The 25089-nt window shown below is 62.9% G+C and carries 25 protein-coding genes; 12 read left to right on the top strand and 13 right to left on the bottom strand.

What is annotated here, in order from left to right:
* Positions 1 to 327 precede the first annotated feature (327 nt).
* The 3 genes from NKI66_RS30680 to NKI66_RS30670 form a co-directional block, all read right to left on the bottom strand.
* Positions 328 to 1179: a sugar phosphate isomerase/epimerase family protein gene (locus tag NKI66_RS30680; protein WP_023812464.1), complete on the bottom strand. Its 852-nt coding sequence runs from the start codon at positions 1177 to 1179 to the stop codon at positions 328 to 330.
* A 39-nt stretch (positions 1180 to 1218) separates the two neighbouring features.
* The gene (locus tag NKI66_RS30675; RefSeq protein WP_023812463.1) at positions 1219 to 2406 is read right to left on the bottom strand and encodes a Gfo/Idh/MocA family protein; all 1188 of its coding nucleotides are present in this window, start codon (positions 2404 to 2406) and stop codon (positions 1219 to 1221) included.
* Between the two features lie 149 nt (positions 2407 to 2555).
* A complete protein-coding gene (locus tag NKI66_RS30670; RefSeq protein ID WP_023812462.1) occupies positions 2556 to 3611 on the bottom strand; it encodes a sugar phosphate isomerase/epimerase family protein in 1056 nt (351 codons plus the stop codon).
* A 398-nt stretch (positions 3612 to 4009) separates the two neighbouring features.
* Between NKI66_RS30670 and NKI66_RS30665 the strand changes: the two genes are divergently transcribed.
* The 5 genes from NKI66_RS30665 to NKI66_RS30645 are packed head-to-tail and all read left to right on the top strand — an operon-like array spanning position 4010 to position 8261.
* On the top strand, positions 4010 to 4897 hold the full coding sequence (locus NKI66_RS30665; RefSeq protein WP_023812461.1) for a sugar phosphate isomerase/epimerase family protein: 888 nt from the start codon (positions 4010 to 4012) through the stop codon (positions 4895 to 4897).
* A 60-nt stretch (positions 4898 to 4957) separates the two neighbouring features.
* Positions 4958 to 6127 (top strand): mandelate racemase/muconate lactonizing enzyme family protein, encoded by a 1170-nt coding sequence (locus NKI66_RS30660; protein WP_023812460.1) that lies wholly within the window; start codon positions 4958 to 4960, stop codon positions 6125 to 6127.
* A 2-nt stretch (positions 6128 to 6129) separates the two neighbouring features.
* Positions 6130 to 6846 carry a FadR/GntR family transcriptional regulator gene (locus NKI66_RS30655; protein ID WP_023812459.1) on the top strand — a complete coding sequence of 239 codons (717 nt, stop codon included), beginning with the start codon at positions 6130 to 6132 and terminating at the stop codon, positions 6844 to 6846.
* Between the two features lie 5 nt (positions 6847 to 6851).
* Positions 6852 to 7832, top strand: a complete 981-nt coding sequence (locus NKI66_RS30650) for a hydroxyacid dehydrogenase (RefSeq protein ID WP_352723235.1) — start codon at positions 6852 to 6854, stop codon at positions 7830 to 7832.
* A 42-nt stretch (positions 7833 to 7874) separates the two neighbouring features.
* Complete coding sequence (locus NKI66_RS30645; protein ID WP_352723236.1) at positions 7875 to 8261, top strand: hypothetical protein; 387 nt, start codon at positions 7875 to 7877, stop codon at positions 8259 to 8261.
* Between the two features lie 18 nt (positions 8262 to 8279).
* Here NKI66_RS30645 and NKI66_RS30640 read toward each other — a convergent pair whose 3' ends face one another.
* Entirely contained in the window at positions 8280 to 9575 is a 1296-nt protein-coding gene (locus NKI66_RS30640; protein ID WP_352723238.1) for an amidase, read from the bottom strand.
* A gap of 106 nt (positions 9576 to 9681) precedes the next feature.
* Between NKI66_RS30640 and NKI66_RS30635 the strand changes: the two genes are divergently transcribed.
* Entirely contained in the window at positions 9682 to 10029 is a 348-nt protein-coding gene (locus NKI66_RS30635) for a GFA family protein (RefSeq protein ID WP_023812455.1), read from the top strand.
* A gap of 96 nt (positions 10030 to 10125) precedes the next feature.
* Here the strand turns inward: NKI66_RS30635 and NKI66_RS30630 are convergent, their stop codons facing one another.
* Complete coding sequence (locus tag NKI66_RS30630; RefSeq protein WP_128304523.1) at positions 10126 to 11340, bottom strand: MFS transporter; 1215 nt, start codon at positions 11338 to 11340, stop codon at positions 10126 to 10128.
* A 92-nt stretch (positions 11341 to 11432) separates the two neighbouring features.
* On the opposite strand from NKI66_RS30630, the gene NKI66_RS30625 reads away from it, so the two are divergent.
* The 3 genes from NKI66_RS30625 to NKI66_RS30615 all read left to right on the top strand — a co-directional run bounded on the left by NKI66_RS30625 (position 11433) and on the right by NKI66_RS30615 (position 14289).
* The gene (locus NKI66_RS30625) at positions 11433 to 12416 is read left to right on the top strand and encodes an AraC family transcriptional regulator (RefSeq protein WP_352612890.1); all 984 of its coding nucleotides are present in this window, start codon (positions 11433 to 11435) and stop codon (positions 12414 to 12416) included.
* A gap of 298 nt (positions 12417 to 12714) precedes the next feature.
* Positions 12715 to 13686, top strand: a complete 972-nt coding sequence (locus NKI66_RS30620; protein WP_352612888.1) for an AraC family transcriptional regulator — start codon at positions 12715 to 12717, stop codon at positions 13684 to 13686.
* A 171-nt stretch (positions 13687 to 13857) separates the two neighbouring features.
* Complete coding sequence (locus NKI66_RS30615) at positions 13858 to 14289, top strand: DUF4437 domain-containing protein (protein ID WP_127293503.1); 432 nt, start codon at positions 13858 to 13860, stop codon at positions 14287 to 14289.
* 13 nt (positions 14290 to 14302) lie between these two features.
* On the opposite strand, the gene NKI66_RS30610 is transcribed toward NKI66_RS30615, so the two are convergent.
* From NKI66_RS30610 to NKI66_RS30580, 7 genes are all read right to left on the bottom strand, one after another.
* Entirely contained in the window at positions 14303 to 15406 is a 1104-nt protein-coding gene (locus NKI66_RS30610; RefSeq protein WP_128304526.1) for an ABC transporter ATP-binding protein, read from the bottom strand.
* Positions 15406 to 16509, bottom strand: coding sequence for an ABC transporter ATP-binding protein (locus NKI66_RS30605; RefSeq protein ID WP_023812449.1), 1104 nt, complete (start codon positions 16507 to 16509; stop codon positions 15406 to 15408). The genes NKI66_RS30610 and NKI66_RS30605 overlap by 1 nt, the downstream gene beginning before the upstream one ends.
* Positions 16506 to 16727 carry a hypothetical protein gene (locus NKI66_RS30600; RefSeq protein WP_127293505.1) on the bottom strand — a complete coding sequence of 74 codons (222 nt, stop codon included), beginning with the start codon at positions 16725 to 16727 and terminating at the stop codon, positions 16506 to 16508. The genes NKI66_RS30605 and NKI66_RS30600 overlap by 4 nt, the downstream gene beginning before the upstream one ends.
* Entirely contained in the window at positions 16724 to 17683 is a 960-nt protein-coding gene (locus NKI66_RS30595; protein WP_013529496.1) for a carbohydrate ABC transporter permease, read from the bottom strand. The genes NKI66_RS30600 and NKI66_RS30595 overlap by 4 nt, the downstream gene beginning before the upstream one ends.
* Position 17684: 1 nt before the next feature.
* Complete coding sequence (locus NKI66_RS30590) at positions 17685 to 18590, bottom strand: carbohydrate ABC transporter permease (RefSeq protein ID WP_013529495.1); 906 nt, start codon at positions 18588 to 18590, stop codon at positions 17685 to 17687.
* Between the two features lie 65 nt (positions 18591 to 18655).
* Complete coding sequence (locus NKI66_RS30585; RefSeq protein ID WP_127293507.1) at positions 18656 to 19972, bottom strand: ABC transporter substrate-binding protein; 1317 nt, start codon at positions 19970 to 19972, stop codon at positions 18656 to 18658.
* 359 nt (positions 19973 to 20331) lie between these two features.
* Positions 20332 to 21027: a TetR/AcrR family transcriptional regulator gene (locus tag NKI66_RS30580; protein ID WP_352753837.1), complete on the bottom strand. Its 696-nt coding sequence runs from the start codon at positions 21025 to 21027 to the stop codon at positions 20332 to 20334.
* A 111-nt stretch (positions 21028 to 21138) separates the two neighbouring features.
* Between NKI66_RS30580 and NKI66_RS30575 the strand changes: the two genes are divergently transcribed.
* The 3 genes from NKI66_RS30575 to NKI66_RS30565 are packed head-to-tail and all read left to right on the top strand — an operon-like array spanning position 21139 to position 23636.
* Positions 21139 to 22335 (top strand): Tm-1-like ATP-binding domain-containing protein, encoded by a 1197-nt coding sequence (locus NKI66_RS30575; protein WP_352753836.1) that lies wholly within the window; start codon positions 21139 to 21141, stop codon positions 22333 to 22335.
* 13 nt (positions 22336 to 22348) lie between these two features.
* Positions 22349 to 23212, top strand: coding sequence for a phosphoenolpyruvate hydrolase family protein (locus NKI66_RS30570; RefSeq protein WP_352753834.1), 864 nt, complete (start codon positions 22349 to 22351; stop codon positions 23210 to 23212).
* Between the two features lie 7 nt (positions 23213 to 23219).
* Positions 23220 to 23636: a cupin domain-containing protein gene (locus tag NKI66_RS30565; RefSeq protein WP_352753833.1), complete on the top strand. Its 417-nt coding sequence runs from the start codon at positions 23220 to 23222 to the stop codon at positions 23634 to 23636.
* A 197-nt stretch (positions 23637 to 23833) separates the two neighbouring features.
* Here NKI66_RS30565 and NKI66_RS30560 read toward each other — a convergent pair whose 3' ends face one another.
* On the bottom strand, positions 23834 to 25024 hold the full coding sequence (locus NKI66_RS30560) for a M24 family metallopeptidase (protein ID WP_352753832.1): 1191 nt from the start codon (positions 25022 to 25024) through the stop codon (positions 23834 to 23836).
* Positions 25025 to 25089 lie beyond the last annotated feature (65 nt).

The following is a 25089-nucleotide window of genomic DNA, read 5'->3' as shown; positions in this document are numbered from 1 at the left end:
CTCCAACTTCCTGCGCCGCCGGCTGAGCCAGACCATCCACGACTACAACAGGATCCAGACTGAGCAGGGGTAGGCGCCGGCTGCCGTCTCATGAGAAGCCGGCGGGACAGCACCCCCCTCTGTCCTGCCGGACATCTCCCCCGCAAGGGGGGAGATCAGATGTCCGTCGGCCTTCGCTAGTCTCCAGCGTTGGAAGGAAGGCGCCGCCAGCGGAACCGCCAATCTCCCCCCTTGCGGGGGAGATGTCCGGCAGGACAGAGGGGGGTGTGAAGGAACGCGGCGGCAGGTGTTGGGCGGCTTCGCTCAGTCCCACTATAAGGAAGGCGCCTACGCCGCCTTCTTCCACCCATTTTTGATATGCCTATACCCTTCCCGATAGACCGCTTCCGGTGTCTCGGAAAAATCGCGCCACACCTTGGTCGCCGCCGCCAAATCTTTCAGCGAACGGCCGAACGCTTCGATCGTCAGCCAGTCGTTATAGCCGCTCTTGCGGATGGCCGAGAATGTTTCCTTCCACGCAATGTTGCCGCGCCCCGGCACGCCGCGATCATTCTCCGAAATATGGATATGCGCGACATTCCGGCGGTGTTTCGTGTAGGCGCCGATCGGATCGGCCTCCTCGATATTGGCGTGGAAGGTGTCGTACATCGCCTTGATGTGCGGCCGGTCGATGGCGTCGATATGCTCCGACAGATCCGCCATCGTGTTGAGGAGATAGCATTCGAAGCGGTTCAGCGCCTCGAGCCCGATGGTGACGCCCTTGTTGCCGGCATGGTCGCCGATCGCCCGCTGCGAGGCGACGGAGCGCTTTTTCTCGGCAGCGGTCGGTCCGGAGCCGGAAAAGGCGCCGAGCGTCGAATGCAGCGGGCCACTCAGCGTGTCGGCGCCAAGTGCCTGCGCGCAGTCGATCGCCCATTTCATGTAGTCGACACCGGCCTTGCGCGTCGCCGCGTCGGCCGAGATCAAATTCATCGCCGGATCGCCCATGGCCGAAACAGCGGTCCGCTCCAGCCCGATGCGGTCGAGCAGATCGCCGAGTTTTTTATAGTCGTCCGGCGCGCCGGCGAAGATCGGTATCTCGACGCCATCGAAGCCGGTCGCCTTGATGTCGCGCAGCAGCGGCTCGTGTTTCTTCGACACGGCCGTCGTCCACAAGAACATGCACATGCCGATTTTCATCGACACTCCCTCCCCTTGGCTCCCCGGACCGCCTCTATTTCAGAGCTTCGTCCACGCCCCATTCTTCTTCGACGACTTCACGCAGGCCTCGATGAAGGCCATGCCCTCGACGCCGTCCTGGATGGTCGGGAAGACGACGTCCTTGGCCGGCTTGCCGCCCTTGCGGCGTGCCGCGCGGATGGCGCGCGCGGCCTCCTGGTAGATGTTGGCGAAACCTTCGAGATAGCCCTCGGGATGGCCTGACGGCACGCGGCTGACACGGCCCGCCACCGGCAGCGCGCCGGCGCCATTGCGGGTGATCAGTTGTTTCGGCTGGCCGAACGGCGTGTACCAGAGATAGTTCGGGTCGGCCTGCACCCATTCCAGCCCACCCTTCGAACCGTAGATGCGCAGTTTCAGCCCGTTCTCATGGCCGGGCGCCACCTGGCTTGCCCAGATCATGCCTTTGGCGGGATGCGTCTTGCCGATAGGCTTGAAGCGCAGCATGACGTTGACGTTGTCGTCGAGTAGCCGGCCCGGCACGAAGGCGTCGAGATCGGCCGACAGGGAGTCCAGTTCCAGCCCCGAGACGAAGCGGGCGAGGTTGTAGGCATGCGTGCCGATATCGCCCAGCGCACCGCCGGCGCCTGCCTGCTTGGGGTCGGAGCGCCACGCCGCCTGCTTCTGACCTGTCGCGGCCAAATCCTCAGTCAGCCAGTCCTGCGGATATTCGGACTGCACGATGCGTATGTCGCCGAGCACACCCTTGGCGACCATCTCGCGCGCCTGGCGGATCATCGGATAGGCGGTGTAGTTGTGCGTCAGCACGAACACCTTGCCGGTCTTCTCGACTATCGCCGCAAGCTTTTTTGCTTCGGCGAGCGTCGTCGCCAGCGGCTTGTCGCAGATGACGTGGATGCCGGCCTCGAGGAAGGCTTTTGCCGCCGGCACATGGACATTGTTGGGCGTGACGATGGCCACCGCCTCGATGCCGTCGGGGCGCTTCGCCTCGGCCATGGCCATCTCGGCATAGGATGCATAGCTGCGTGCGGGATCAAGCCCCAGTTCGGCCGCTGATGCCTTGGCACGGGCCGGGTCGGCTGACAAAGCGCCGGCAACCAGCACGAAGTCGTTGTCCAGCCGCGCCGCGATCCGATGCACCGCGCCGATGAAGGCACCTTGCCCGCCGCCGACCATGCCGTAGCGGATCGGGCCGCCTCCCGTTTCCGACTTTGATGCGCCGACCATGTCTTTCTCCCTCGTTGTCTCACCTCCCTTGAGGGGAGGTCGATCCGTGCAGCGGATCGGGTGGGGTTGCCGGACGTAGAGCTCGGCATGAACCGACCCCTCCCGGCCCTTCAGGCCACCCTCCCCGCGAGGGGGGAGGGAAAGTCGAGCTAGATTCCCATCATGGCGCGCAGCAACTTCTTGTCGGTAGCGCCGCCGGCGAAGTCGTCGAATGCCTTTTCCGTCACCCGGATGATGTGATGCTCGATGAAAGGCGCGCCCTCGGCCGCGCCGTCCTCCGGATGCTTCAGGCAGCACTCCCACTCCAGCACCGCCCAGGAATCATAATTGTACTGGGTCAGCTTGGAGAAGATGCCGCCGAAATCCACCTGTCCGTCGCCCAGCGAACGGAAGCGGCCGGCACGGTTGGTCCAGCTCTGATAGCCGGAATAGACGCCTTGCCGGCCGGTCGGGTTGAACTCGGCGTCCTTGACGTGGAACGCCTTGATGCGCTCGTGATAGATGTCGATGAATTCGAGATAGTCGAGCTGCTGCAGCAGGAAATGCGACGGATCGTAATTGATGTTGCAGCGCTTGTGGCCGCCGACCGCATCGAGGAACATCTCGAAGGTGGCGCCGTCGAACACGTCTTCGCCGGGATGAATCTCGTAGCCTATATCGACGCCATTATCCTCATAGACATCGAGGATCGGCTTCCAGCGCTTGCCGAGCTCCGCGAACGCTTCCTCGATCAGCCCGGCCGGCCGCTGCGGCCAGGGGTAGAGGTAGGGAAAGGCCAGCGCTCCCGAGAAGCTGACCGAGGCCTTGAGGCCAAGGTTCTTCGAGGCCTTGGCCCCGAACTCCATCTGTTCGACCGCCCATTTTTGCCGCGCCTTGGGATTGTTGTGCACTGAAGCCGGCGCAAAGCCGTCGAACTGCGCGTCATAGGCAGGATGCACCGCCACCAGTTGCCCCTGCAGATGCGTCGACAGTTCGGTGATCTCGACGCCGGCATCCGCGCAGATGCCCTTCACCTCATCGCAATAGGCCTTGGAGGAAGCCGCCTTCTTGAGGTCGAACAGCCGCGCGTCCCAGGTCGGGATCTGCACGCCCTTGTAGCCGAGACCGGCCGCCCATTTGGTGATCGACGCCAGTGAGTTGAACGGCGCGGCGTCGCCCGCGAACTGCGCCAGAAACAGCCCAGGGCCCTTCATTGTCGTCGGCATCGGCATCCTCCCTCATTTCTCTCGACCGAGCATAGCGCCGATTGGAAACAGGGCCAGCCACTTTGGTCTTTTCTCAACGGGTGCTTGCACGCACCGCCATTCTGGTATTACCAAATGTGGAAATTTGGTCAAGCCATGCAATGCGCCACCAAGACCCCAAAATCACCCGGTGCAGGCCTATATATCTCAATATAATCAAGCAAATAATCCACAGCGAAAGTTGCATCCCAGCGCTTCTTGCCGATTTAGAGAATTTGCTGTAGACCTCGCTTCAGGCCCAATTGGTCGAACCAGTTTGCGAGAAAAGGCTGGGAACGCCTTGGGGAGGAACCTTTGTGTCGCCTTTTGGCGATGCATGTCGCAGGCGAACCATAGAGACGATTTGGGAAGGACAGACCATGCATCTTTCGACGCACAACTGGATGCGCGCGGAACCCTTGGAGACGACGCTCAAGCGCATCAAGAAATTCGGCTATGAGTCGATCGAGATTTCCGGCGAGCCCGAGCAGTACAAGACCAAGGAGACCCGGGCGCTGCTGAAGGAGCATGGTATTCGCTGCTGGGGCGCGGTGACCCTGATGCTGGGCGAGCGCAACCTTGCCGCCAGGAACCAGGGCCAGCGCGAGCGTTCCGTTCAATATGTCAAGGACGTGCTGACCATGGTCAGCGAACTCGATGGCGAGATCATCACGCTGGTTCCGGCGACCGTCGGCAAGGTTGTGCCTGACGGGACCGAAGAAGAGGAATGGAAGTGGGTCGTCGACGCCACCCGTGAATGCTTCACCCACGCCAAGAAGGTCGGCGTCAAGATCGCGGTAGAGCCGCTCAACCGCTTCGAGACCTATCTGTTCAATCGCGGCGCCCAGGCACTCGCTCTGGCCGACGCGGTCAGCCCCGAATGCGGCGTCTGCCTCGATGCCTATCACATCCACATGGAAGAATTTAACGTCTATGACGCGATCCGGCAGGCCGGAAAGCGCCTGTTCGACTTCCATGTCGCCGACAACAACCGGTTTGCCGCCGGCCTCGGCCAGATCGACTGGCCGAAGATCGTCGCCACCTTGCGCGAGATCGGCTACGATGGCGCGCTGACCAATGAGTTCGTCGCGCCCGTCGACCGGACGCCGGCAGCCCCCTATCCCGACATGGTCGAGCGCAATCCGGTCGACATCTCGCCCGAGCAGCTGAAGTTCATCCAGGACCACGGCTCCAGCGTGCTCACCGAGAAATTCTACACCGACCAGATGCGCATCAACGCCGAGACGTTGCTGCCGCTGATCAAGTAGCCGACTGCCTCTGGGAAATTCGCCCTTCCGCCCTGACCGGCGGCGGGGCTGGGGAAGAATATGCGCATCAAGTCCGTCCAAGCCTGGTGGATCCGCGTTCCGATCGAAGCCGCTCGGCAGCACCGCAGCGACTTCGGTCAGGTGACGACCTTCGACGCCGCCATCCTGCGCATCGAGACCGATGACGGGCTGGTCGGCTGGGGCGAAGGCAAGAACGCCGCTGGCAGTGCCGGCAGCTACGGTGCGCTCGTCCACATGCTGAACCATGAGGTCGGGCCGCAACTGGTCGGCCGCGATCCGGCCGACATCGGCGTCATATGGGAGATGCTCTACAATGGCGTGCGCCACGACAGCGCCGCGCGTGGCGGCCACGCCATGCCGCAACTGGCGCGGCGCGGCATGAGCATCGCCGCCATCAGCGCCGTCGACATCGCGCTGTGGGACATTCTTGGCAAATCGCTTGGCGTTCCGGTCTGGCGGCTGCTCGGCGGCCGCAAGCTCGATCGCATGCCGGCCTATGCGTCCGGCGGCTGGGCGGCCGCCGACGCCATCGGCGAGCAGTTGAAGTCCTATATCGCCAAGGGCGGTTTCAAGGCACTGAAGATGCGCGTTGGCGCCATGGATGGCGCGGCACACATTTCCGCCACCCGCGTGCGGGCCGCACGGCAGGCGCTCGGCCCCGATGTCGAACTGATGGTCGACGCGCACGGCACCTACACGGTGGCCGAGGCCAAGCGCTTCATCCACCTTGTCAACGATTTGGACCTCGCCTGGTTCGAGGAACCTATTATCGCTGACGACAAGCCCGGCATGGCTGAAGTGCGGGCGTCAGGTGCCGTCCCGATCGCCACCGGCGAAAGCGAGGCGACACGCTATGCCTTCCGCGACCTTGCCGTGCTCAAAGCCGCCGACATCTTCCAGCCTGATCCCGCTTTCTGCGGCGGCATCAGCGAGGCGATGAAGATCGGCACCATCGCCAGCGCCTTCAATTTGCGCTTTGCACCCCATTTGTGGGCCGGCGCGCCCTGTTTTTTCGCAGGCTTGCATGTCTGCGCCGCCTCGCCGTCGAGTTTCACCGTCGAATATTCGCTTGGCGCCAACCCGATGATCCATGATCTGGTCGAAGAGACTGTCGAAGCCAGGGACGGTATGATAGCGATCCCGGAAAAACCGGGTCTGGGATTCACCATTTCGGAGCGGTTCCTGGAGGCGCACGCGCAACGCGGTTGACGATGAAAGAAAAGAACCTCCTCGCAGAACTCGCTGCCTACCTGTTCTCCCATTCGGACAAGGAGAGCGGCCGAACGCCTTCGGAACGCGAACTGGCGGAGCATTTCGCCGTCAGCCGCGGTCAGATCCGCGAGGCGCTGGCCATCCTGGAGGCCATGCGCATCGTCGAGCGCCGGGCCAAGTCCGGTATCTACATCGACACCAAGCAGGCCAGTGTGGAGGCCATGGCGCTTTTTGCCCGCGCAGGCCTGCCGCTCGACCCGATCCAGATCTACGAGACGGTCGAACTGCGCAAGATCCACGAGATCAAGGCGGCCGAACTTGCCTGTTCGCGTGCCACGGAGGAGAATTTCGAGCGGCTGCGCGAAATCCTGAAGGCTTCGGAAGAGCGCATCGCCGCCGGCGAAGGGCTTGCCAGGGAAGACCGCGAATTCCACCTCGAAATCGTGCGCGCCACCAAGAACAGCGTCTTCCACAATGTCTGCAGCGTCTACTACATGATGGGCGAGCAGCGCCTGCCGATCTATTTCAACGACCCCGAGCGCAACCTGCGCTCGCATGCCGAGCATATCCAGATCTATGAGGCGCTGCTGCGCCGCGACGGCAATCTCGCCCAGGCGCTGATGAGCGCCCATCTTCAAGGGGCTGAGAGCTACTGGAAAGGCCTGATCGAGGGCCATGGCGAGGAGCCGCAAAGCCCGGCGCTCGAAAGAGCCTGATCGACATGGCCCGTATCCTCACGACCCACGCCCTGCACCCGCGCGCCTCGGCCATGCTCTCAGGCGCCGGCGAACTCGTCGTCGCCTCCGCCATCGATCCGGCCACGCTGGCCGCCGAGGCTAAAAATGCCGACATCGTCATCGTGCGCGCGTCGCTGCCACCACAGCTTTTCGACGGCGCAAAGCTGCTGCGGGCGGCAATCCGTCATGGCGCCGGGCTCGACATGATCCCCATGGAAGCAGCGACCACCGCCGGCGTGCTGGTGGCGAACGTGCCGGCGGTCAATGCCCGCTCGGTTGCCGAGCACGTCATGTTCGTGGCCCTTGCCTTGCTTCGCAACTTCCGCGTCGTCGACCGCGACCTGCGCACCAAAGGCTGGCTCGCCGGCCGCGAGCATGCCAATGCCAACAGCGAGCTTGCCGGCAAGACGATCGGCATCGTCGGCCTTGGTGCCGTCGGCCAGGCGGTCGGCCATATCGCCGCGCACGGCTTCGACTTGAAGGTGGTGGCAACGACGCGCAGCATGCAGCCGGCGCCGGACAAGGTCGGCTTCCTGTCGATCGACGCGCTGGTCGAGCAGAGCGACATCATCGTGCTGTGCTGTCCGCTGACCCCGGAAACGCGCGGCCTGATCAACCGTGAGCGGATCGCCCGCATGAAGCCGCAGGCGCTGCTGATCAACGTGTCGCGCGGACCGGTCATCGACGACGACGCGCTGATCGAGGCGTTGCAGAAACGCCGTATCGGCGGTGCCGCGCTCGACGTTTTTGCCACGCAGCCGCTGCCGTCGAACCATCCCTATTTCGGCTTCGACAATGTCATCATCACGCCGCACATGGCCGGGATCACCGAAGAATCGATGATGCGCATGGGCGTCGGCGCGGCGGGTGAAGCCTTGCTGGTGCTGGCGGGCAAGCTGCCGGTCAATCTGCGCAATCCGGAAGTGGTCGATCACTACCGGCGGCGGTTTCCGGCGAGCCTGTAACACATCGCGGTTTCGCCCCAATTCTCCGCGACGTTGAGAGCCATGTCCGATCCACGCCTCGCATCCCTGGTAGCCGTCGTGTGTTCGCTCTGCGCCATGCCGTCATTCGCGGCCGAAAGCAGCTATGTCTATTGTGACAACGGGCTGCGCTGCTTCAAGGCGCCCTGCCCATCCAACAGCGCACTCGACCTTGCCACCGGGACGATCATCAAGGGCGTGTCGATCGACCCCAGCGGATTGCCTCGGGCCGACAAGGCGATAACCGATCTTTCCGACGCGCTTTATGCCGGAAAGATCGTCGTCAGGGGCTCGCTCGAGCAACGCACCCAGTCGATCACCGGCAAGGAGTACAATCTGCCCTGGCTGGTCGCGACCAGTATCGTACGCACCGCCAAGGACAGCGAACGCAAGCACTGTTCGTCGCATTAATAGTCGGTTCAGCCCTGGTCACGCGCCAAGCAGCCGCTCCACTTCAGCCGCAATCCGCAGCAGGCGCCGGTCATGCCCGTTGCGCGCCACCAGCATCAATCCGGCGGGCAGCGGAGTGCCCGGCATCGGCAGCGAGATTGCGCAGAGATCGAACTGGTTGGCGACCTGCGTGTTGCGCAGCAGCAGGCCTTCGGTGCGGTCGCGCAACTCGGCATCGTCAGACATCGAAACGATGGTCGGCGCCGTCACCGGCGTGGTCGGCAGAGCCAGCACATCGACCGATGCCAGCCGCTCGTCCATGGCGGCAACGAGCGCTGTGCGGCGGCGCATTGCCCTGATGTAGACAGGCGTCGGCAGCATTGCCGCCCGCGACAAAGGTCCGCTGACATGCGGGTCGACCGGCACCGAAGCCCCAGCCGCCAGCCAGTCGGCATGCACTTCGGCCCCTTCCATGGCAGCAATCGAGCCATGCTTGGTGGCGGCCCGCAAATCGGCAAGCAGATCATCGATCGATAAGCCCGCGATCCGCGCGCCCGTCTGTTCGATCTTGCCAAGGCAGCGGTCGAACGCGGTCGCCACCTCGTCTTCCATCTCTTCGAAAAGAATGCCGCGCGGAATGCCGACGCGAAGCCCTGCAAGGGCAATCGGCGTCAGCGCGGTCGGCACTTCACCGGCCATTACGGCGTCGGCGGCGGCACATTGGGCGACGGTTCGGGCAAGCGGACCGATCGAGTCCAGCGTGGCGGACAGCGGGAACGCGCCGGCAAGAGGCACGCGCCGCGCAGTCGGCTTGAAGCCGACGACACCGTTGAGTGAAGCCGGAATGCGTATCGAACCGCCGGTGTCGGAACCGATCGATATTTCGCTCGTCGCCTCACCGACCGAGACGCCGGCGCCTGAGGATGAACCGCCCGGAATGCGGCTGGTGTCCACGGCATTGCCGGGCGTGCCATAGTGCTGGTTGTCGCCGATCGCGGTGAAGGCGAATTCGGTCATGTTGGTCTTGCCGATAATGACCGCGCCGGCTTGCCGCAGCCGGCTGACGATCACGGCATCGCGCAGCGGAGGTGCTGCGGTCCTAAGCATCAGCGAGCCAGCCGTGGTTGGCTCGCCGGCGACATCGAACAAATCCTTGATCGAGACGATGGTGCCGTCGAGCGGCCCTAGCGTCACACTTGCCCGCTTGCGGGCATCGCTGGCATCAGCCGCGGCCCGTGCGGCTTCGGCATAGAGCTTCGTGAACACGCGCTCTTCGCCGGCACGGGCGGCGAGGCGCGCGAGAATGGTTTCCAGATGATCACGAACGGATTGCATTTTCGGTGTCGGACTCCGAACGCCTTGAACGTCCTTGGGGCATGGCTTGCCGAGACTTAACCCGGCGCAGGCGGTTTTGCACCCTGTCTAATGCGAGGAAAATCCGATGCTCTACAAAGGCAGCTGCCACTGCGGCAAGGTCGCCTTCGAATTCAAGGCCGAACTGACGGGCGCCTTGCGGTGCAATTGCTCGATCTGCTCGCGCAAGGGCGCCCTGTTGTGTGCCATCCCGCACGGGACCTTGCAGGTCCTGGCCTGGGGCGACGATCTCGGCACCTACACATTCGGCAATCATGCCATCGCGCACCGGTTCTGCCGGGCCTGCGGCATCCATCCCTTTGCGGAGGATGTCCGCGAAGGCAGCGAACGCAGTGCCTACATCAACATCAACTGCGTGGCCGATCTCGACCCCTCGACCCTGTCGGTTTTCGATTTCGACGGGCGGTCGGCCTGAGTTTGTTCGCCCCTGCCATCACAACGGCAGCGGCCCGAGAACCGTGACAGTTCTCAGGCCGACGCGCAGTGTCAGGGAAGCCTGATCGCGTCCAGGCTACTCGGCGCGCTTCGGGCCGCGCAGGAACACCACGATGGCCGCCAGCAGTGTCGCCGCGCCGCAATAGGCGAAGGCGCTGGCCACGCCGGTATGGTCGACCAGCAGACCGCCGAAGACTGCGCCGAGCGCAATCGCCACCTGGAACGTCGCCACCATCAGCCCGCCGGCGCTTTCGGCCTGATCGGGCGCGGCCCGCACCAGCCAGCTCTGCAGCCCGACCGGCACCGCGCCGAAAGCAAAGCCCCAGACCGCGACGGCGGCAGCGGCGATCGTCGGCGAAGCCCCGAAACCCAGCATCGAGGCGGCGGCCAGTGCGATCAGCAACGGCGCCAGCGCAACGGCTGCCTTGAGGCTGCGCTCGGCCAGGATACCGCCGGCGACATTGCCGAAGAAACCGCCAATGCCATAGGCCAGCAGCACCAGCGAGATCGTCTCGATGTCGAGCACGGGGACCTTCTCGAGGAAGGGACGGACATAGGTGAAGCCGGCAAAGTGTCCAGAAGCGACCAGCAGCACGACCAGCAGCGCCACCCTGATCGACGGACGCTTCAGCACGTCGAGCAAGGTGCGGAAGCTTGCAACACCCACGGGGGGCAATTTCGGAATGGTGGCCAGCTGCACCAGCAGCGCCAGGGCGGCGACGACGGTCGCAATCATGAATGCCGTGCGCCAGCCCCAGATGTCACCAACGTAAGCGCCGACCGGCGCCGCGCAGACGGTCGCCAGCGAGACGCCGGTCAGGATGATCGACATGGCGCGCGGCATCAATCGCATCGGCACCAGCCGCAGCGCCATCGCTGCCGACATCGCCCAGAAGCCGCCAAGTGCTACGCCGAGCACGACACGGGCAAGCAGAAGCACGGGCAGCGATGAGGCAAAGGTGGCCAGAAGATTGGACAGGATCAGGAATACGGTCAGCATCCACATCACCAGCCTGCGATCCATACGCCTGGTGATGATGGCCATGGTGGGTGCGGCAATGGCTCCGACGATCGCGGTTGCCGTCACCGCCTGTCCGGCCACGCCTTCGCTGACGCCGAGATCACGCGCCATCGGCGTCAGCAGGCTGGCGGGGAGAAATTCAGCGGTGACGAGGCCAAAAACACCAAGTGCCAGCGAAACAACGGCGCCCCAGGCCGGCTCGGTTCGTTCGTCGGAGTCCGCAGGGTTCAAAAGTGTGGCGTCGATGACGCCTGTCGCCTGTTCGGCCATGGTCAGTCTCCGAGTTGTTTTGCAGCGCAGCATTTGGCTGCAACGCAACATAGGGAGTGACCACCTGGAGCTTCCATGCTAGAAACCCCATCATGCTTGACAATTCGTCCAAAATTCCGATCACTGGCGACCCGCTCACCGACATTTTGCGTGGCTTGCGCCTCGATGGCGTCGAATACGGCCGCTTCGAACTGAAGGAACCCTGGGGCATTCAGTTTCCAGCCCAGCCAGCGGCGCGGTTTCATTTCATCGGCCGCAAAGGCTGCTGGCTGAAGCAGCCATCCGGCGAATGGGTGGAACTCAAGGCAGGCGACGCGGTGCTGCTGCCGCGCGGTGCGGCGCACGTGCTGGCCAGCGAGCCCGGCGCCCAGGCTTGGCCGATCCACGGCTACGAAGTCGAGGAGGTCTGCAAGGACGTCTACTGCACGTCGAACGAAGGCATGTCGGAATGCTGCCGGCCGGGAACCCTGTTGTTTTGCGGCAGCATGTACTTCAATCTCGATGGCCTGCACCCCCTGCTCGGCATGATGCCGGATGTGATGCGCACGCATGAGTTGGAAGCCTATGAGCCCGGCATTCCGCATCTGCTGGAATCGATGGAGCGTGAGGTGACGATGGAGCGCGTCGGCTCCGGCGGCATCCTGGCGCGGCTGGCCGACGTACTGGCCGCCACCGTCATCCGCTCATGGGTCGAGCGCGGCTGCGGCGACGCCTCCGGCTGGATCGCCGCCGTCAGGGACCCGGAAATCGGCCGCGTGCTGGCCGCCATCCATCTCGAGCCAAACCATGACTGGACGGTCGAGTCGCTGGCCAGGATGATGGGCGCCTCGCGATCGGGATTTGCCGATCGCTTCGCCACCATCGTCGGCGAAACCCCGGCAAAATATGTCACCCAGGTCAGAATGCATCAGGCACGGCAATGGCTGGTCCGCGACCGGATTAAGATCTCCGTCGTTGCGGCGCGTCTCGGCTATGAATCGGACGCCGCCTTCAGCCGCGCCTTCAAGCGCGTCATCGGCTCGGCGCCCAGCCATCTCCGGGCCGAGGAACAGGCCGATATCCGCCAGGCCAGCTGACGCACAGGGTTCCGAACTCAGCTTGACAAAGGCAGCACCCAGTTCGGCGGTCCCGGCAGTTTTTTTGCCGGCAGCTTTTCGCGATAGGAATTTTTTCTTGACTCGGTGACCTCAGCTATGCTACATTTTTGCCCATGGTGCTGATTTGCGCCAGTGACCCGCCGCACAGGTGGGTTTTGCGTTTGATGCTACGTCAGCCGACGCCCCGGCGGAGGAACCCGTTGGCCCGAGTTTGTTGCCCCTGAGCTGACGCATGGAGGCCGTGACGGACTGGTGATTCCAGGCTAGAGAAATCAGCATGGTTTTCACCTCGCCCAAGACTGCCTTCCCGGCCTCGGACGGTCCGCTAACCGACATCTTGCGCGGATTGCGGCTTGATGGCGTCGACTATGGCCGCTGCGAACTTTCAGACCCATGGGCCGTGTTGTTTCCTGCCCAGAAGGCAGCAAGGTTTCACTTTATCGGCCGCCGCCAATGTTGGCTGTTTTCGCCAGCCGGGGAATGGATTGAGCTGACACCCGGCGATGCATTGCTCTTGCCGCGCGGTGCCGAGCATGTCGTTGCCAGCGCGCCTGGCATTCCGGCCGTGCCGATCGAAAGCTACACTGTCGAGCCTTTGCAGGACAATGTCTTCAATGTCTCCAACGGCGGCCACGGCCCGAAAACCTTGCTGTTTTGCGGCAGCATGCACTTCAACCTGGACGGGTCGCACCCCTTGCTGGGCATGATGCCGGACATGATGCGCGCCAAGGAATTGATGGCTGGCGAGCCAGGTATTCCGCATCTGCTGGAAGCCATGGCCGCCGAAATCACCATGAACCGGGCCGGCTCTGGCGGCATGCTGGCGCGACTGGCCGACGTGCTGGCTGCAAGCATCATCCGTTCCTGGGTAGAAAACAGTGGCGGCGACACCAGAGGCTGGATCGCGGCGATCAAGGATCGCGACATCGGCCGCGTACTTGCCGCCATTCATCTGCAACCCGACAGGAACTGGACCGTCGAAGCGCTCGCGCGCGAAATGGGCGCCTCGCGATCGGCCTTCGCCGAACGCTTCACGGCCATCGTCGGCGAAACACCGGCGAGATATGTCGCCCGCATACGCATGCACCAGGCGCGGCAATGGCTGATCGACGATCGGATGCGGGTATCAGTGGTCGCCGCCAGACTGGGTTACGATTCCGAAGCGTCGTTCAGCCGGGCGTTCAAGCGCATCATAGGCATCGCGCCCAGCCACCTGCGCACTGTCGACGGTACCTCCGGAAACCGCTGAGGCGATCCCGGATCCGCGGCCGCGGATTGCCGGGTCTGGATGAATTGCCGGGTCTGGATGAATTGCCAAGCCTTCCGGACGCAATGCCATTGCCGGGCCACCCGCATGCAATAGCTTGCCAGAACCAAGCAGCGAGAGGCCGGCGGCCAGTCGGTCCGAAGAGGAGAACCAATGCCAAATCATCCGAAGGTCATCGCACTCGCCGTCATGCTTGCGGTTCCCGGGCGCGCCTTTGCCCTCGAGGACAGCTACCTGCCGGCCGACAAGATCCCCTATGTGGCGGAAGTACCCGACCAGCCGCATCGTCTTGGCCCATTGTGGGGCGAGCGGGCCAAGGGCCCGGCAGGCACGTTGCTGAAGGTTCCCGGCAACTGGCGTGCACCGGTCCATGCGCACACCGCGGATTATCGCGCGGTGGTCATAAAGGGGCTGTGGGCGCACTGGCAGATGGATGGCGGCGAGGCGACCAAGGTCGAACTGCCTCCTGGATCCTATTGGACCCAGAAGGCCGATGAGATGCATGACGACGCCTGCGTCTCCGACACGGAATGCGTGATCCTGCTGATCAACGACACGCCCTACGAAACCTACTTCCAGAAATAGGCTGGGATGCAGCCTATGAGGCGTGTCGCAAGCTGACGCCGCTGCCCTTGTCGAACAGCACCACCTTGTCGGGGTTCCAGGCAAAGCGCACCGCCTGCTCGATGGCGACGTCGGTCCTGGCCGGCACGGTGGCACGCAGCGTCGCGTCGCCGACGCGCAGCGTCAGGATCTTTTCGACGCCGTGGTTCTCGACGTCGTGGACGCGCGCCTCGACCGGCGCGCCGCTCTCGAGATAGACGTCCTCGGGACGAATGCCGAAGACGAGCGGGCGACCGTCGGTCGCCGCACCCGCCTTTAGCCCCCCAAAAGTCTTGGCGCCCTGCGAAAAAGGCAGTTCGAAGTTCAACGGAGCCATCACCGCGCGGCCGTTCACAAGCTTGCCGTCGATGAGGTTCATCGGCGGCGAGCCGACGAAGCTTGCCACATAGGTGTCGCGCGGGTTGTTGTAGATCTCGTGCGGCGTACCGGTCTGGACGATGCGGCCATGGTTGAGCACGCCCACCTTGTCGCCCATCGACATCGCCTCGATCTGGTCGTGGGTGACGAACAGGAAGGTGGCGCCGAGCTGCATCTGCAGGTTCTTCAGTTCAGTCCGCAGCGCCTCGCGCAGCTTTGCGTCGAGCGCCGACAGCGGCTCGTCCATCAGGAACACACGCGGCTTGCGCACGATGGCGCGGCCGATCGAGACGCGCTGCATCTCGCCGCCGGACAGCCGATCCGTCTTGCGGTCGAGCAGATGCTCGATCCGCAGCGTACGGGCGGCACGGTCGACGCGATCCTTGATCTCGGCGTCGGGCAGCCGGCGGATTTTCGGCTTGAGCGGGAATTCTAGATTTTCGCGCACCGTGTAGCGCGGATAAAGCGAGTATTGCTGCAGCACCAGCGCCACGTCACGCTCGGCCGCACCCCAGTCGGCGACGTCGACGCCGTCGATGAAGACCTGGCCTTCGCTCGGCTTTTCCAGGCCGGCGATAAGCCGCAGCGTCGTCGTCTTGCCGGCGCCCGTCTCGCCCAGCAGCACGAAGAACTCGCCATCGGCAATATCGAGATCGAGCCCGGTGAGCGCAGTGTGGTTGCCGAAGGTCTTCGAGATGTTCTTGAGCTGGATATGGGCCATCAGAGTCTCACCTCAAGCGACTTGCCGCTTGCCTTGTCGAAGAAGTGCGCCTGGGTCGGGTCGATCCTGGCGAAGACCCTTTCACCGGGTCCGGCAACGAAGCCGCTCTTGGTGCGGGCCCGCAGCAACTCGGTTCCCACCTTGAGATCGACGATGTCGAAGGAGCCGAGCGGCTCGACGATATGCGTGTCGACAGGCACGAAGCCCTCGGTTGCCTCGCGCCGAATGAGCACGCCCTCCGGGCGGATGCCCAGCGCGAGCTGCCGCCCGGCATGGCCGTTGAGCTTCGACAGCAATGCCTGCGGAAATTCGAAGCCGGAAGCCGCGCCGCCGACCGTTACCGAGACCGCGGATCCGGTCTCGGCGACTGCGGCATCGGTGACATTCATCACCGGGCTGCCGACGAATTGCGCCACGAACAGATTTGCCGGCTGCGAATAGACCTCGTCCGGCGTGCCGACCTGCTGCAAGACGCCTGCGTGCATGATGACGATGCGGTCGGCCAGGCTCATGGCCTCGATCTGGTCGTGCGTGACATAGATGGTGGTCGAGCCCTGCTTGATGTGCAGCCGCTTGATTTCCGCGCGCATCTCCTCGCGCAGCTTGGCGTCGAGCGCGCCGATCGGCTCGTCCATCAGCATGGCCTTCGGCCGCCGCACCAGCGCCCGGCCGATGGCGACGCGCTGCATGTCGCCACCCGAGAGGGCCGACGGCTTCTTGTCCAGCAGATCGGTGATCTGCAGCGTCTTGGCCACGGAGCGAACCTCGCTGTCGATCTCCGTCTTGCTCTTGCGCGTGGCACGCAAGGGGAAGGCGATGTTCTCGTAGACGCTCATATGCGGATAGAGCGAGAACGACTGGAACACCATGGCGATGTCGCGGTCGGCGGCCTTCAAATGCTGTACCGGCTTGCCGTCGATGAAGATGTCGCCCTCGTCGATGGTTTCCAGCCCGGCGATGGCGCGCAGCGTTGTCGTCTTGCCGCAGCCCGACTGGCCGAGCAGCACGATGAACTCGTTGTCGGCGATCTTGAGGTTAAGGTCCTTGATGACCTGGACGGCGCCGAAGAATTTCTGGACGCCGCGAAGCTCGATTTGGGTCAATGCTGTGCTCCCGGATTGCGCACCTGGCCGGTGCCGGCCTTTTCCTCGGGCGCGATCTTGGAGGTTACGTTGAAGCCGACGAGTCCGATCAGGATGATGGTCAGGCCATAGGTGTGCAGCAGCATGCTCCAGGGCTGGCAGAGCGCGATGATGCCGAGCACCATCAGGATCTGCGATCCGGGCTCGAGGTATTTCTGGTTGATGGCGCGAAAACTCATTTGCGGATCGCTCCGAAGGACATGCCGCGCAACAGATGGTTGCGAAGCAGGAAGGTGAAGATGGCGACCGGCAGCAGGAACAGGAAGGTTCCGGAGGCGATCACCGTCCAGTCCGGCAGGCCCGAACCGACCTGGCTCGGGATGAAAGGAGGCGCGGTCTGGGCGCGGCGGTTGGTCATGATCAGCGCAAAGGCGTATTCGTTCCACGCGGTGATGAAACAGAACACGGCGGTGGCGGCGATGCCCGTGGCGGCCTCCGGCAGCACGATCTTGAAGAACGCCTCCATGCGCGTGTAGCCGTCGACAAGCGCTGCCTCCTCATACTCCTTCGGGATCTCGTCCATGAAACCCTTCATCAGCCACACGGAGAAGGACAGGTTGAAGGCGGTGTAGAGAATGATCAGGCCCAGATGCGTGTCGTTGAGCCCGACTGCCCGGTACATCAGGAACATCGGAATGGCGACCACCACCGCCGGCAACATGCGCGTCGACAGGATGAAGAAGAGCAGGTCCGCCTCCCCTTTCACCTTGAAGCGCGAGAAGCCATAGGCGGTGAATGTCCCCATGCCGACCGCCAACACCGTCGAGGTGATGGCGATGATGAGCGAGTTCAGGAAGCGGCTCGGATATCCCGACCATTGCACCTGGCCCTTGCCGTCGCGCACGATCTTCTCGCCGCCGTCGAACACGACGCGCTCCCACCACGGGGCGGCGGCATATTCTTCAGCCGACGGCGGGCTGCGCAACTGTGAGCGCTTTGTGAAAAGTTTGACGAAAGGCGAGATGGTCGGCTCGAACATCACGGTCGGCGGGATCGTCGTGGCCAGGTTGCGTGGCTTGAACGAGGTCGCCACGATCCAGTAGATCGGCGCCAGGAAGATGATCGTCACCAAAAGGACGGCGACAATAGCGACCTTGTTGAGCGCCCGTTCACCCGAAGTCTGGACGGCCGCCATCTCAGCGCTCCTTAACTTTGTTGAGGTATTTCACATAGATGTTGGTGATCGCCAGCACCATGATCAGCACGATATAGGCAAGCGCGCAGGAGCGCCCTGTCTGCCATTCCTGGAAAGCCATCTTGTAGAGACGGATGGAAATCACCTCGGTGCTCGGCTGCGTCGAGAGCACATAGGCAAGATCGAAAGTCTTGAAGGCTTCCATGGTGCGGAAGATGACCGCGATCATCAGGATCGGCGCGACCAGCGGCAGCGTGATGCGGAAGAAGGTATAGAACGGCCCGGCGCGGTCGATCGCGGCAGCTTCATAAAGATGCTTCGGCACCGCCGAAAGCCCGGCGAGCGACAACAGCATGACGAAGGGCGACCACATCCAGATGTCTGTGAACGCGACCGCGTAGAGCGCCATCTTCGGATCGCCGAGCCATTGGAATTTGCCGAGGTCGAGCACGTAGTTGATGACACCCCAGGACGGATCGTAGAGCAGTTTCCAGAACAGGCCGACCACCGCCATCGAAAGCATCATCGGCAAGAGCAGCAATGTCGTGATCAGGCCCTTGAGCGGAATGGTGCGATTGAGCAGCATCGCCGTTCCAAAGCCGACGACAACCTGACCGACGACCGAGACGATGACGTATTTCGCGGTCACCGCGAAATTGTTCCAGATATAAGGGTCGCTGAGGAGTTCGCGATAGTTCTTCAGTCCGACGAAATTGGCCGGCGCATTGGTCGACGCGCGGAAGTCGGTGAAGGAATAGCCGAGCGAATAGATCAGCGGAAAGATGTTGAAGACGATCAGGAACACGATCGTCGGGATGATGAAGAGGTTGCGTATCGAAATGTCGCTGAGGCCGCGAGAGGCGGCTCTGGAGGAGGTATTCAGCGGTGTGATCATTGTGGTCGCCAAGACCTGCTCCCATTCCTGAAAAAGAAAACGGAGGAGGCACGGGCCTCCTCCGCACTACATGTCGGTTATTGGCCGCGGCCGTATTTCTTGAACGTGGCGTCCCAATCCTTCGCCAGCGCATCCAGCATTTCCTTGGCCGTACCATCGCCATTTACGATGTACGGATAGACACGCTGGTTGAGCTGCTGCAGCAGTTCCGCATATTCCGGCACCGCCCAGAAGTCCTTGACCTTGAACATCGTGTCGTAGAAGGCCTTGTTGTAGGGCGTGGCGTTCTGGAACTCGGCCGATTCCAGCACGGCCTTGTTGCAGGTGTAGCCGCCGAGGGCTGCCCACTTCTTCTGCGTATCGTCCTGGATGAACCACTTCAGGAATTTCATCGCCTCTTCCTTGTTGTTGGAATAGGAGACGACGGAAATGCCCTGGCCGCCGAGCGCGGCGAATTGCTCACCACCTGGACCTGCCGGGTTGGCGAAGAAGCCGGTGTTCTTGGCATGCGGGTTCGACGCCTCGTTGATCAACGAGGGGAAGAAGGCGAAGTAGTTCATGCTCATCGCCGCCAGGCCTTCGGTGATGGCCTGGTTGTTCTCGACGAAAAAGGCGTTGGTCCAGCCCGGAGGCGTGAAGCCGAACAGCTTGCGGTAGTTTTCTGCCGCGGCTACCGCCTTGTCCGAGTTGATGATGCCGTCGACCTTGTAAGTGCCGAAGTCGCCGAGCTCACCGCCATACGAGAACAGCGCGTTCTCGAAGCCCATCGCCAGGCCGTCATACTGGTTCTGGGTGTAGATGGCGATGCCGTAGCGGTTCTGGTCGGGCCTATTGAAGAACTCCGCGATGTCGGTCATTTCCTTGAAGGTCTTGGGAACGGCAAGTTCGTAGCCATACTTGGCCTTGAACGCTTCCATTTCCTTCGGGTCCTCGAACCAGTCCTTGCGGTAGGCCCAGCCCACTGCGTCGCCCTCGGCCGGGATAGACCAGTATTTGCCGCTGTTGCCGGGATATTCGGAGTAGAACTTGACCGTCGCCGGAGCCATCTTGTCGAGAACCTGGTTCTCTTTGACGAAGTCCGTGAGGTCGACATAGTGACCGCCCTCGGAGGCGGCACCAAGCCATTGCGAGTCGCCGACGACCAGGTCATAGGCGCTGCCCTTGGCGTTGAACTCGGTGAAGGCCTTGGTCTGGAAATCGGCCCACGGGGTGGTTTCCACCGTGATCTTGACGCCGGTTTGCTTCTCGTACTCGTTGCCGAGTTCCTGCAGATAGTTTGCGGGATCCCATTCAGCCCAGAAGATGGTGAGTGACTTTTCCTGCGCGTAAACGGACGTTCCGCAGGCAAGCGTTAAGCCGATACCAGCAAGTACGCTGGTCACTAACTTGCGCATAATGATTTCCTCCCTTGTGCGCGTTCTACCTTATCGTGCGAGCCGGCAACGTGGCCGGCCCTGGTAGTTCCTCCCGTGATCGCACCTTTCCGGTTTCGAGCCTCCTCGCCCCGCCGGAAAATGGATCGCAGCCCTCACTTTCGATCCGCATTTCTGATCCAATCTGGTATTACCAATTTTGCATGCACGTCAAGCCCTTTCTTGGCAGCTTGACATGGCCATTGCCATGGGATTCCCGCTTTATCTGCCTGTTTTACCAAGATTTTCCTACTCAGTGATATGATTGGGTATTGTCCGATACTCCACCCAACGGCTAAGATCGGTAGTGTGCATGCCAATCTGGTCGAACCAGTTAGGCTCTATTTCATGACTGCCTTCGGATCGAGGCTGCCTCCTTCATCGACCGATTCCGCGACTGCCGCACGCACCAGCGCCCCGGCCGCCCACTGTGCGACCGCCCTCGTCCGGCGGCTGTCCAGCCCCCAGATATCCTTGAGCACGATCAGCACCTCGACGCCGAAGATCAGCGACAGCGCCTGCGCCAGCCGCTTGAAGCCGCGCGGCGGCAAACGGCCCTTGAGCGGCGCGATCGCATCTTTCAGCAAGTCGATGCGATGGCCGCGCGTAAAGGCGGGCTCACCGCCCAGCGTGCCGGCCTGACGTCGCGCCCATTGATCGAGCGACAGCTTCAGTGCTGCCTTGAACGTGGCTTCGAAGGCCTCGATGCGCGGCATGGCCGTATCGAACAGCTCGGCGACCCGGCGCTCGGCATCGGCGGAGGTCGATTGCCAGGTGAGGATCGGCCCCAGCCCCTCGTCGACGACGGCCTGCACCAGTGCCGACTGGCTCGGGAAGTAACGATAGGCGGTGGCGCGGGAAACCTCGGCGGCCTCGGCGACCTCGCTGACCGAGGGTGTGACGCCCGCCTGCATCAGCCTTGTTGCCGTCTCCAGCATCAGCCGTTTCGTCCGCGCGCGCGGCCCACGTTCGGGCACTGGACCGGTTGCCCGTTCAGCGTCGTCGCTCGCAGCGGATTGTTGACGTGAGACATTCATGCCAATACGATACGCTCGTCTCAAAAATTTGCAATGGCGTCCGCATCGTCGAGCGGCCCGGGCAATGAGCGATGGAGGCGGCATCGCGCCTGCCAGGATTGGGGGAGCGCAATGAAGCGTATCTATGTGGTGGGTACCGCGGACACCAAGGGCGAGGAACTCGCCTTCCTGGCCGATGCGATCGCTGCTGCGGGCGCCCTCGTTAGCCGTGTCGATGTCGGAACGCGCGGCGCAACCATCCCCGTCGATATCAGCGCGAGGGAAATCGCCGACCATCATCCCGGCGGCCGTGACGCCGTGCTCGGCGGCAATGATCGTGGCGCCGCGGTCGCCGCGATGGGCATCGCCTTCGCCCGCTTTGCCCAATCGCGCAACGACATCGCAGCCATGATCGGCATCGGCGGCGGTGGCGGCACATCGATCATCACGTCGGGCATGCGCGCCCTGCCGCTCGGCTTGCCCAAGATCATGGTCTCGACGCTCGCCTCCGGCGATACCGCACCCTACGTCGATGTCTCCGACATCATCATGATGCCGGCGGTGACAGACATGGCCGGACTGAACCGGCTCTCCCGTGTCGTGCTGCATAATGCGGCTCACGCCATATCAGGCATGGCGGCCAGACCGGCGCCGCCGCCAGACGGCCGGCCGTCGATCGGCCTCACCATGTTCGGCGTCACCACGCCTTGCGTGACCGCCATCGCCGACCAGCTCCGTTCTGGATATGACTGCATGGTCTTCCACGCCACCGGCACAGGCGGCCGCAGCATGGAAAAGCTGGCCGACAGCGGCTTGCTGTCCGGCGTCGTAGACATCACCACGACCGAAGTCTGCGACCTGCTGTTCGGCGGTGTGCTGCCGGCGACTGACGATCGTTTCGGCGCCATCGCTCGCACGGGGCTGCCCTATGTCGGCTCCGTCGGCGCGCTCGACATGGTGAACTTCTGGGCGCCTTCGACCATCCCGGAGCACTATCGCGATCGGCTGTTCTACGAACACAATCCCAATGTCACGCTGATGCGCACCACGGCGGACGAATGCCGTGCGATCGGCGAGTGGATCGGCACCAGGCTCGCCCGCTGCGGGGGGCCGGTGCATTTTCTCATCCCGGAAAAAGGCGTCTCGGCGCTCGACATCGAAGGCGGCGCCTTCTTCGACCCGGAAGCCGACGCCGTTCTGTTCGATGCCATCGAGCGCACCATCAAGCCCAACAGCAAGCGCCGCGTGACGCGCCTGCCGCTGCACATCAACGATCCCGAATTCGCAAAGGCTGCAACATCAGCCTTCCTCGACATCGCCAGACAGTGAGAGATCTCAAAAAATGCCCGCCATACCGCGCAAGGACATATTGAAGAAATTCAGGGGAATGGTCGACAAGGGCGTGCCGATCGTCGGTGGCGGCGCCGGCACCGGCCTGTCGGCGAAAGCCGAGGAAGCCGGCGGCATCGACCTCATCATCATCTACAATTCCGGCCGCTACCGCATGGCCGGGCGCGGCTCGGCCGCCGGCCTGCTCGCCTATGGCAATGCCAACGAGATCGTCAAGGAAATGGCCTATGAGGTGCTGCCGGTGGTCAGACACACGCCTGTGCTTGCCGGCGTCAACGGCACCGACCCGTTCGTCATCATGCCGCTGCTGTTGGCCGAGCTGAAGACCATGGGCTTTTCCGGCGTGCAGAACTTTCCCACCATCGGTCTGTTCGACGGAAGCATGCGGCAAAGCTTCGAGGAAACCGGCATGGGCTTCGGCCTCGAGGTCGACATGATCGCCTCGGCGCACAAGCTCGATCTCTTGACCACGCCCTATGTCTTCAACCCCGACGAAGCCCGCGCCATGACAAAAGCCGGCGCCGACATCGTCGTCGCCCATATGGGTGTGACGACAGGCGGCTCGATCGGCGCCACGTCAGCCAAGTCGCTCGACGACTGCGTTCAGGAGATCGACGCCATCGCCAATGCCGCGCGCTCGGTGCGCAAGGATGTCATCCTGCTTTGCCATGGCGGCCCGATTTCGATGCCCGACGACGCCCGCTATATTCTCTCCCAGGCCAAGGGCCTGCACGGCTTCTATGGCGCAAGTTCGATGGAACGGCTGCCGGCGGAAGCCGCGATCGCCAAACAGACGGCCGATTTCAAGGCGGTGACACTTGGTGGTGACAAGACCACGAAGAAAAAGAAGGGATGATGAGACGATGACTGACACGAGCAAGGTATTTGTCTACCCGAAGGACGTCAGCGCCTTCGGCTTCGACTGGGGAAAATTGGCGCTGACGGTGGCGCCCGAAGTGAATGGCGCAACCCGCTTTTCCGGCGGTGTGGTGGACCTGCCTTCCGGCAAGGGTCACACGCGCCACAATCATCCGGGCGCGGAAGAAATCATCTTCGTCATCTCCGGTCATGGCGAGCAGATGGTTGAGGACGAAAAGGGCAATCCGGTGGTCGCAAAAGTCGGCCCCGGCTGCACCATCTATGTGCCGGAAAGCCGCTTTCATTCGACGCTGAACACCGGCGACGGGCCGATGCAGCTTTTCGTCGTCTATTCGCCGGCAGGGCCCGAACTGGTTTTGCGGGAATTACCGGACTTCAGGCTGGTTCCGGCGGGGCAGTGATCTTTCCTCCGTTCCCGCGTTTGCTGGGAGGCCCCCCTTATCCGGCCGCTTCGCGGCCACCTTCTCCCCAAGGGGAGAAGAGACGAGCATCATCGCCGGCTCCGACCTCTCCCCTCGGGGAGAGGTCGGATTGCCCCGAATTGCTCTTCGCTATTCGGATGGCAATCCGGGTGAGGGGGCAGCAGCCTCAATACCAGCTAGGCGCTCGCGCCTCTGTTCCATCCCCTGCCACGATCACCGAACATCACATAGCCGGTGTCGGTAACCGCCAGCGTGTCCTCCAGCTTGATGAAGCCCCGCGTCGGGTGGAGCATGGTTGTCTCCACCGACAACACCATGTTCGTCTCCAGCGGCTTTGCCGCGTAAGTGCCTTCATAGGTGACCGGATGGTTCGTCATCAGGAACGGCGCTTCATGCGTGATCAGCCCCATGCCATGGCCGAAGAAATCCGTGTAGGGCGCGACCTTCGAAGCCTTCAGCACGCCCTCGGCATGCGAAATCATGTCGCCGCCCAGCGTGCCCGCTTTGACCTTGGAGAAGGCCGCCTGCTGCACCGTCTCGACCTCGGCCAGCAAATCTCTAAGTTCGGCATCCGGTTCGCCGAGGATGCCCATGCGGCAGAGGTCGCCGATATAGCCGTGATAATTGCCGCCGGAATCGATTGACAGCACCTCGCCTTTTTTCCACGCCTGCGGTGAAGCGGCGCGGTTGTGGCTGGAGCCCAGCGTCAGCAGGCAATATTCGAAATGAATGCCGCGATTGGTTTCCTCGCGCCGCAGTTGTTCGATCATCTCGCCCTTGGTCGTGCCTTCGCGCGCCCAGGCAATGGTCGCCAGCATGGAATCGGTGATCAGTTCGGAGGCCGTGCGCAGCTTCTCCAGTTCCGCATCGGTCTTGATGGCGCGCATGCGCTCCAGCATGTCGGTCGCGTCGATCAGCCTGGCATCCGGCAACGCCTTGCGGATCAGCGTATAGGCGTCCGACGGCAGGAAGCCGGGCTCGATGCCGATGCGGGCGCCGGCCTTGCCGATCTTCTGCAGATGCTCGACCGCAAGGTTTGCGGCGTCGAGCGTGCCCCAGCAGGCGGCGTGCAGCGTCGGCGTCCAGAACGGGTTGTTCTGATGCTCGCCGCCCTCCATGCGGTTGCCGATATAGGCGGCATGATCCGGCCCGCCCTTTTCGTAGACGACGATCGGCAGGTAGCGGCTGTGGCCGATCGCATCCATGGCGGCGAAGAAGATGAATTTGTAGCCGCCCAGCAGGTATTGCGTGTTGTGCTTGGAGGTGGCGAGCAGCACATCGATGCCGGCCTCCTCCATCAACCGGTCGACCCTTGCCTGGTCGAACGGGATATTGCCGACCGCATTCTTGCCCGGAGCAATGTTCATCTCTCTCTCCCTGAATAGCCGGATCGCCGCTGTTCCGCTCCCGATCCCTTGGCAGTGGTCAAATC

This window comes from Mesorhizobium sp. M0518, from assembly GCF_040321125.1.
GTDB lineage: Bacteria > Pseudomonadota > Alphaproteobacteria > Rhizobiales > Rhizobiaceae > Mesorhizobium.
This window is presented reverse-complemented; position numbering and strand designations above follow the sequence as displayed.